Source organism: Microcoleus sp. A6-C6 (assembly GCF_036705955.1).
GTDB lineage: Bacteria > Cyanobacteriota > Cyanobacteriia > Cyanobacteriales > Microcoleaceae > Microcoleus.
In genome coordinates this window covers 104,784-113,089 of sequence record NZ_JAUBVR010000011.1, presented here as the reverse complement: position 1 = coordinate 113,089, position 8,306 = coordinate 104,784, and the positions used below count along the sequence as shown (strand labels likewise).

At 47.7% G+C, this 8,306-nt stretch carries 7 protein-coding genes; 4 read left to right on the top strand and 3 right to left on the bottom strand.

The features are described from left to right. The 4 genes from QUB52_RS07340 to QUB52_RS07325 form a co-directional block, all read left to right on the top strand. The coding region (locus QUB52_RS07340; RefSeq protein WP_332976143.1) for a choice-of-anchor D domain-containing protein at positions 1-2,934 on the top strand (2,934 nt) is incomplete at its 5' end. 163 nt (positions 2,935-3,097) lie between these two features. Then, positions 3,098-3,997: an Hsp33 family molecular chaperone HslO gene (gene hslO / locus QUB52_RS07335; RefSeq protein ID WP_332969753.1), complete on the top strand. Its 900-nt coding sequence runs from the start codon at positions 3,098-3,100 to the stop codon at positions 3,995-3,997. 99 nt (positions 3,998-4,096) lie between these two features. Continuing rightward, positions 4,097-4,252 carry a hypothetical protein gene (locus QUB52_RS07330; RefSeq protein WP_265234281.1) on the top strand — a complete coding sequence of 52 codons (156 nt, stop codon included), beginning with the start codon at positions 4,097-4,099 and terminating at the stop codon, positions 4,250-4,252. Beyond that, the gene (locus tag QUB52_RS07325; protein ID WP_332972672.1) at positions 4,249-6,309 is read left to right on the top strand and encodes a hypothetical protein; all 2,061 of its coding nucleotides are present in this window, start codon (positions 4,249-4,251) and stop codon (positions 6,307-6,309) included. Before QUB52_RS07330 ends, QUB52_RS07325 begins: the two co-directional genes overlap by 4 nt. Before the next feature lie 121 nt (positions 6,310-6,430). Here the strand turns inward: QUB52_RS07325 and QUB52_RS07320 are convergent, their stop codons facing one another. From QUB52_RS07320 to QUB52_RS07310, 3 genes are read right to left on the bottom strand one after another with little or no spacing between them, the layout of a single operon-like run. Next, positions 6,431-7,186, bottom strand: coding sequence for a tRNA(His) guanylyltransferase Thg1 family protein (locus QUB52_RS07320; RefSeq protein ID WP_265234283.1), 756 nt, complete (start codon positions 7,184-7,186; stop codon positions 6,431-6,433). Further along, a complete protein-coding gene (locus QUB52_RS07315) occupies positions 7,167-7,652 on the bottom strand; it encodes an AAA family ATPase (protein ID WP_265234284.1) in 486 nt (161 codons plus the stop codon). Before QUB52_RS07315 ends, QUB52_RS07320 begins: the two co-directional genes overlap by 20 nt. A gap of 6 nt (positions 7,653-7,658) precedes the next feature. Beyond that, on the bottom strand, positions 7,659-8,132 hold the full coding sequence (locus QUB52_RS07310; protein ID WP_265234286.1) for a TspO/MBR family protein: 474 nt from the start codon (positions 8,130-8,132) through the stop codon (positions 7,659-7,661). Positions 8,133-8,306: the final 174 nt, after the last annotated feature.

The window sequence follows — 8,306 nt, the reverse complement described above, 5'->3', positions numbered from 1 at the left end:
AGCGGTATCACACTCGGAACTACGACAACAGGTGACGTTGCCATTACCGACAACGACTTCCCCACAGTAAACCTCTCCGTTTCTCCAGTCACAACTACAGAAACCGGAAGTCCAGTTATCACCGTCACCGCCACAGCATCTCAAGCAGTTGTCGGGAATCAAACAGTAAATGTTGCACTCTCTGGAACTGCAACTGCTGCCGACTTTACTGGTACAATTCCTACTAGCATTACCATTCCCGCCGGTCAAACCACAGGTTCATTTACCGTTAATGTTAATGATGATGCACTAATCGAAGGAAGTGAAACAGGTACTTTCACAATTTCTACTCCTTCTAGCGGTATCACACTCGGAACTACGACAACAGGTGACGTTGCGATTACCGACAACGACTTCCCCACAGTAAACCTCTCCGTTTCTCCAGTCACAACTACAGAAACCGGAAGTCCAGTTATCACCGTCACCGCCACAGCATCTCAAGCAGTTGTCGGGAATCAAACAGTAAATGTTGCACTCTCTGGAACTGCAACTGCTGCCGACTTTACTGGTACAATTCCTACTAGCATTACCATTCCCGCCGGTCAAACCACAGGTTCATTTACCGTTAATGTTAATGATGATGCACTAATCGAAGGAAGTGAAACAGGTACTTTCACAATTTCTACTCCTTCTAGCGGTGTTACTTTAGGAACTACGACAACAGGTGACGTTGCCATTACCGACAACGATGTAACACCATTACCAGAAATTCAAGTATTAGACGGCACAACAGATATTGTCGATGGTACGACAAGTACGATTGATTTTGGTAGTGCAATAATTGGCGGTAATCTCAGTAAGACTTTCACGGTTAAGAACATTGGTACAGCGGTTTTAAACCTGAGTAATCTGACGTTACCAACGGGATTTAGTTTAGTAGGAAGCTTACCAACAACGTTAGCAGTAGATGGAACAACTAATCTGCAAATTCAAGTAGATACAGCTACCGTAGGGACGAAAAATGGGACGTTACAATTTGCTAATGATGATAGTGATGAAAATCCCTTTGATTTCCCGATTTCAGCATCAGTTACAGCAACGGCTGTTCCCGAAATTCAAGTTTTAGATGGGACAACGGATATTGTTGATGGTACTGTAAGTGCGATCGACTTTGGTAGTGCAACAATCGGCGGTACTCTCAACAAAACCTTTACCGTAAACAATCTCGGTACAGCAGCTTTAAATCTCAGCAACCTGACTTTACCAACCGGATTTAGCATTGTCGGAACCTTACCAGCAAGTGTGGCGGGAGGCGCGAGTGCTAACTTGCAAGTTCAAGTAGATACGACAGCAGCCGGAAATAAAACGGGTACGTTGCAGTTTGTTAATGATGACAGCGATGAAAATCCCTTTGATTTCCCGATTTCAGCCACCGTCACAGCAACTGCTGCACCAGAAATTCAAGTATTAGATGGGACAACGGATATTGTTGATGGTACTGTAAGTGCGATCGATTTTGGTAGTGCCACAATCGGCGGTACTCTCAACAAAACCTTTACCGTAAACAATCTCGGTACAGCAGCTTTAAATCTCAGCAACCTGACTTTACCAACCGGATTTAGCCTAGTTGGAAACTTACCCGCAAGTGTCGCAGCCGCCGGTAGTGCGACTTTGCAAGTTCAAGTAGATACAGCGACAGCAGGAAACTTATCAGGTACGTTGCAATTTGTCAATGATGACAGCGATGAAAATCCCTTTGATTTCCCGATTTCAGCATCAGTCACAGCCACTCCCACGCCAACACCAGCGCCTGCACCAGCGCCTGCACCCGCACCAGCGCCTGCACCAGCGCCTGCACCCGCACCAGCGCCTGCACCCGCACCAGCGCCTGCACCCGCACCAGCACCGGTATCAAACCCTGTACCTTTACCAATCCCAACGCCTGCACCCGCACCCGCGCCAACGCCTGCACCTTTACCAATCCCAACGCCTGCACCCGCACCCGCGCCAACGCCTGCACCGGTACCAACTCCAACGCCTGTTAACCAAGAGGATACAGACTGCATTTGCGACAAAATTAAGTATCCCAATCTCAACCAACCAAACCAACAAATTGATAATATTATCAATGGTGGTGGTTTGCTAATTGGGACTCCCGCAAACGAAGCTTATTTTGGCAGCAATAACCCCAATATCTTCGATGCTAAAGAAGGCAACGATAACTTGTTTGGCGGTGAGTTACAGGATATTTTCAACGGCAATGAAGGCAATGATTTCATTGATGGTAATACAGGAGACGATATCCTGTTTGGCGGCAAAGAAAACGATATCATTCTTGGTGGTTTTGGTGAGGATGTGATCTTCGGAAATCAGGATAATGATTTAATTAACGGCAAAGAAGATGATGATTTAATCTTTGGCAATCAAGGCAATGATTTTATCGACGGTGGTAAAGGAAATGACTTAATTTACGGTGGCAAAGGAGATGATGTAATTCTCGGTAGTCAAGGTAATGATACTCTCTTCGGACAACTGGGAGATGATACTTTGTGCGGCGGTGAGCTAGATAACGTCATTTACGGCGGCCAAGGTAACGATTTAATCGATGGCGGTAAGGGCAACGATTCGATTTATGGAGACTTAGGTAACGATACGCTTCTCGGTTGCGAAGGTGATGATATTTTGTTTGGAGGTTCGGGTAATAACAGTTTAGTTGGCGGTTTGGGAAATGACACTTTTGTGTTAAATCCTAATCTGGGATTTGACTTGATTGCTGATTTTGTCAAGGGTAAAGATTTACTCGGATTGTCTGGAGGCTTGAGTTTTAATCAGTTAGAAATAACTCAGGACAATAACAGTGCGCTGATTAAGTTGAAGGGAAGTGGAGAATTAGTTGCTTCTTTAACTGGAGTCACCGCCAGCCTAATTGGTGTTAGCGATTTCCGAGTTGTTTGAATCTCAAATAATACCTGAAAGGTAGGGAGACGGCATTGCCGTTTCCTCCGGGGCCGGAGACGGCATTGCCGTTTCCCTACAGATGCCCCTATCTCCTGCGACAAGCTTCAAGAGCTTCTAAAATAGTTGAAGGAAGTATCAAAACGCAAAAGTAGGGTTTTTCATGGCCGATCAATTAATTCGCGCTACAGCCGCAGACGGCGGAATTCGCGCTGTAGCTGTCATTACCACCCGCCTCACCGAAGAAGCAAGACAGCGGCACAAGCTCTCCTACGTCGCTACAGCCGCCCTCGGACGCACGATGTCGGCAGGGCTGTTACTCGCCTCCAGTATGAAGCGACCCGAATCGAGAGTCAATATTCGCATCAAAGGAGATGGGCCGCTCGGTGGACTGCTGATTGATGCGGGACTTGATGGCACGGTTCGAGGTTATGTCAGCAATCCGGGAGTGGAATTGCCGCCCAATGCTAAGGGCAAACTTGATGTCGGCGGAGCTATCGGTGACGGCTATTTGTACGTGGTGCGCGACGTTGGATACGGATTCCCTTACTCAAGTACGGTAGAATTGGTTTCCGGCGAAATTGGGGACGATCTGACTCACTATTTGGCAACTTCGGAGCAGACGCCTTCGGCTCTGGTTGTGGGGGTGTTTGTGGGGGCTGACGGGGTGCAAGCGTCTGGGGGCGTGCTGTTGCAGGTTCTGCCGAAGGCGGCAGCGGATGAAGAATTGGTGCAAACTCTGGAATCTAGGGTGGCTGCACTTTCGGGCTTTACGCCGTTGTTACGATCGGGCAAAACGCTGCATCAGATTCTCGAAGAGTTACTGGGTGATATGGGGCTGGAAATTTTCCCGGAAACTCAGATGGTGCGCTTTCACTGCGGCTGTTCGTTCGATCGAGTTTTGGGAGCTCTCAAAATGTTGGGCGAAGCGGAACTCCAAGATATGATCGAAAAAGATGGCGGGGCTGAGGCTACTTGCCATTTCTGCAATGAGGTTTACAAGGCTAACAGCGACGAATTGGCTGAACTGATCGACGATTTGCGATCGAACTCCGGTTCTTGAGACGATAATGTGTAATTGGCTCTATTGAGTGCGAGTTAGGCTTGGGCCTTGACCAATTGCCAATTACGCATTATCAATTACCTAATCACGAAATTTTGATTGGCGCGGCGCAGGCGATCGGCTCTTGCAGTGTTCCGCCTGCGAGAGTATGTCAAAGTGATGGATACATTTTATAAAGCAGTAGATAGTAGCGATCGCAGTTTTGAAATAACTAACACTGGCTGGTTGCTATTTGTGGTGAGCGGAGATTTATGAGTCAAGATCGCAAAACACCAGGCCGTTGGTCTGCATCAGAATCCTTGGAGTCAACAAAGGATACTTCCTCGCTAGTGCCAATTCCCGCCAGGAAAAACCGCGCTGAGCGACTTAAAGAGATCCGAGAGTTGGTTACTTCGGGAAAACTGCCGGGAGGGCATCTGGAACAGCAGCCGAAAGAGTCTGGGGAAAACTGGCAGCCGGGGGAACACAATCCTTGGTGGCTGATCTGGTCAAAGAAGTGGCAGTTTTGGCTGGCGGTGAGTTTGCTGCTGTCGATGGGTATGGGGTTTGTGGCAATTTCGTCTTTGCTCAACCTGACTTCGCAGTCGAATTGCTCGAAGATTTTTTGGCCGACGGCTTCTGCTAACGATCGCTTTTTTTGCGCTCAAGAAGCAGCTAGCAAGCGGACGGTGGATGATTTGCTGCGCGCGATCGAATTAGTGAATGCTTTGCCACAAGACCACCCGCTGCGATCGAGAATTAATGGTCAGATCGATCGCTGGTCTCAGGATATTATCAGGTTGGGAAATTCTAGTTTCCAAGAAGGAAAGCTGGAAGAGGCGATCGCGATCGCCCGCAAGGTTCCTCAAAACGTTCCCGCTTACCCGACGGTGCAAAAGCAGATTGAAAAGTGGCAGTCTACATGGAACGATGCAGAGAAACGTTATCGCACGGCCGAAGACCACTTGCGTCAGGAAGAGTGGGGCGAAGCTTTCCGCGAAGCTAATCTGCTGTTGGATACGGGAAATACTTTCTGGGAATCGACTAAGTACGAGGAACTGACTCAGGCAATTGAGACGACAAAGGCTGAAGGCAATAAGTTGATCAAAGCCCGAAATACAGCCTCGGAGGGAGGACTCGACAATCTGGTGACGGGGATTAAGCTGGCTCAGGGAATTGAGCAAAAAAGTTATTTGTATCAAGCTGCCAATAAGCTGATCGCGGAATTTAGCAAAAAAATTCTGGGTATCGCCCAAAAACGCTTGCAGGCGGGCGATTGGCAGGAGGCGATCTTGATCGCTAACAAGATTCCAGAGGCGGCAAATTTAAAGGAACAAGTACAGGATTTTAACGAGTTGGCTCAGGCTACAGCTCAGGCTTTGACGGGATCTGTTGATGGTTTGTCTAAGGCGATCGAACTCGCTAAAAAGTTGAATTCCGGTCGCCCTTTGTACCAACAAGCTCAAGATTTAGCCGGTCGCTGGCAGCAAGAAATGGCTGATGTGAAAACTTTGGATTTGGCAAGCAAGCTGGCAGCGCCGGGAGGGGTAAAGGATTTGAGGGCTGCGATCGCCCAATTGCAAACAGTCCCAGGCTCAAATCCTCGCTCTGGGGAAGTTCGCAGTCAAATTGGTCGCTTGAGCCGTCAAATCGAGCTGCTGGAAGACAGTCCGTACCTGCAAAGAGCTAACGATTTGGCGAGTACGGGCGATCCAAATTCCCTGGAGGCCGCCGTTGCTCAAGCGTCTCGGATCGGTCAAGGAAGGGCGCTTTACGGGGAAGCTCAGGGCAAAATTCAAGCTTGGATCGAGAGAAGACAGCGCCTTCAAGACCAGCCGTTTTTGGAGAGAGCTCAGCAACTAGCGGCCGGCGGCAATTTGGCGGGGGCGATTGATATGGCGCGCCGGATTCGATCGGGAAGGGTGCTCTATGAGCAAGCTCGATCGAACATTCGGACTTGGGAGGCTCAATTTCAGGGCGAGCAAGGTTTGCAGAACGCCCGTCAAGCGGCTCAATCAGGAACTGCTGACGCTTTGCAAACAGCAATTTCTCTGGCAAGTCAGGTACCGCAATCGAGTTCCCTCTCCTCGCAGGCGAGTGAGGCGATTGATGAGTGGAGCCAGCGGATTTTGGCGCTTGGTGTGGAACAGTCGTCGTCGGATCTGGCTGGGGCGATCGCGATTTTGAAGAAGATTCCTTCGGGTTCTCGCGCTTTTGAGCAAGCGCGATCGCAAATCAAAGTTTGGGAAGAGTCCCTGAATCCTCCGCCCGCTGAATCTCCGGCTCCTGATCCACCGGAAACCGAGCCTCCGAGCAGCCCTCCGAGTCCCTAGGCTAACTTGCTTACCCGACATGGGGCGGGGGTTTAAACCCCCGTCTCAAAGCTTGCATTCGATTAAAACCGACTGAGCATTCATCAATTGCCACCAGATTTGACAAGATATCCTTGGCGAGTTAATCGCCAACATTTAAAAATTGGTAAATAAATTCTTTGTATTCCTCTTTCATGGGCAGCTCTTCATCGACTTTGAGTCGCCGCCGCACTGTCACAACTTCTTTGCGTTCGATCGGGTTATAACCTGGTTTATCGTATTTTTCCCAATACAATCCCGTTCCCCGGCGCTGCCAAGCCGGCAGTTCGTTAAAGTTAATTCCGTTTTGAAACAGCAATTCGTTTTTGAAAGCCACCGATTGTTTGTCTAATATAACTGTTGCATTTTCACCCGTTTCGCCATTTTTTCGCAGCATCCAATAACTCCAGCCATTCAAAGCGCAGCGCGCTGCATCTGCTTGGCGCCAGAGAAAATAATCTACTACTTGCGATTTGTTCGCTGCGGAACAAATGCGGGTGTCAAAATTGACTGCTGTTTGGGCGGCGCAAGTGAAAGTTGCACTGGCAATACTGGCAGAAATAGAGACAATTTTTTCTAAGCTGCGGTCAAATAAATCCCAATCTGGAGGAAACAAAACTGAGATTTCGTCACTTTCGGTATAAGCGTAAATGCCGCCTAGTTCTGACAGGAGCGCTTTGGCAGTTTTCACCATTAATTCGTGGAATTTTAAGTCGAAAGGCTTCTCAAAAGTTGAGGAAGTAAATTTTGAAAAACTGCGACCGTCGGCGCGAATTACTGTGTGAGTTTCCGGCAATAAACGCAAGCTGTGAAAGTATTCTAGCTCCCGCATTTTTTTTTCAAATATCTGATTGTCCATGAATAACTTCCTCTGCGGGCAAGGTTTTTACTTCTAAGTTAAAGTTATCTGCTATGCGGACGGAAAACAGCCGATCGAACCCTTCGTCGTAACTGGGCACTACCATTTTTTTTATAGTAGCATAAATTGCTATGTCTGGAACTTGAGATTTGCCCGATCGCTTTTGATTTCTAGCTAAACAGTCGCTGACTATTGATTCAAAGTAGTAACCGATGATTTGGGCCTGATAGGTGCGACCGATATCAATCAGCGGTCTGCGATCGAGAACTGCGGGATTGGTGTTGTCAATCGCGACTGAATGACCTGCTTGGAGTGCATTTTCAATTAACTGAATTTGTCGGCGCGATTTGTTTCTATTGTTTCGCATTAAATCTTTGCTGACCAAAACGTGCGTGGCAGCTAAATAGTCGCGGAAAAAGGTGCTTTTGCCCGATGCTTGCAATCCCATTAAAATGACTAATTCCATGAAAGGCTAAACATCGGCCGGATTCAAGTGCATCATTGCCCAAGTCGTGTAAGTGCCTATCGGACTCCAGAGTATATAAGGCAGCAATAACAGGGCCGCAGGCTCCGAAACTGGCAACACACTTAAAGCTAGCACCACGCTTAAAATAGCGCCCGTTCCGCCGATGATTGTCCCGACTTTTAGACTCTTAAGTTTGCACATCACAGAGGTATAAGATATGGTTACTATTTCTAAAAGCAGGTACAAACCCATTCTCAGCCAAGTCTCCTGAGTTCCCGGTTCTTTTTCCCAAACAATCACTGCTGACCAAGCTGCACAAATAAAAATTACTGTCCAAATGATGGGAATTGCCTTTTCAAATACTAGCCATTTCGGACGCTGCAAGCGGTTGAACCACTGAATGTCACTGGGCGAGAGCAAGTTAGCTGCGAGTGCTACTACAAAGGCGACACCTCCGATTACCATCCAGGATTTAATCATTTCTCTACCTTTGGTTAGATTGACGGCTCCGATTAAATATCTATTTTAGGTAATTCCGGCGCAAAATACATCTATCTCCAGTCTTAAATTGATAATTTAAAGTAAATTAAACTGGTTAAAAATGGCAAATTTATTACCTTCGCAGTCCGGGACAGATAACCTAATTATGTAGGT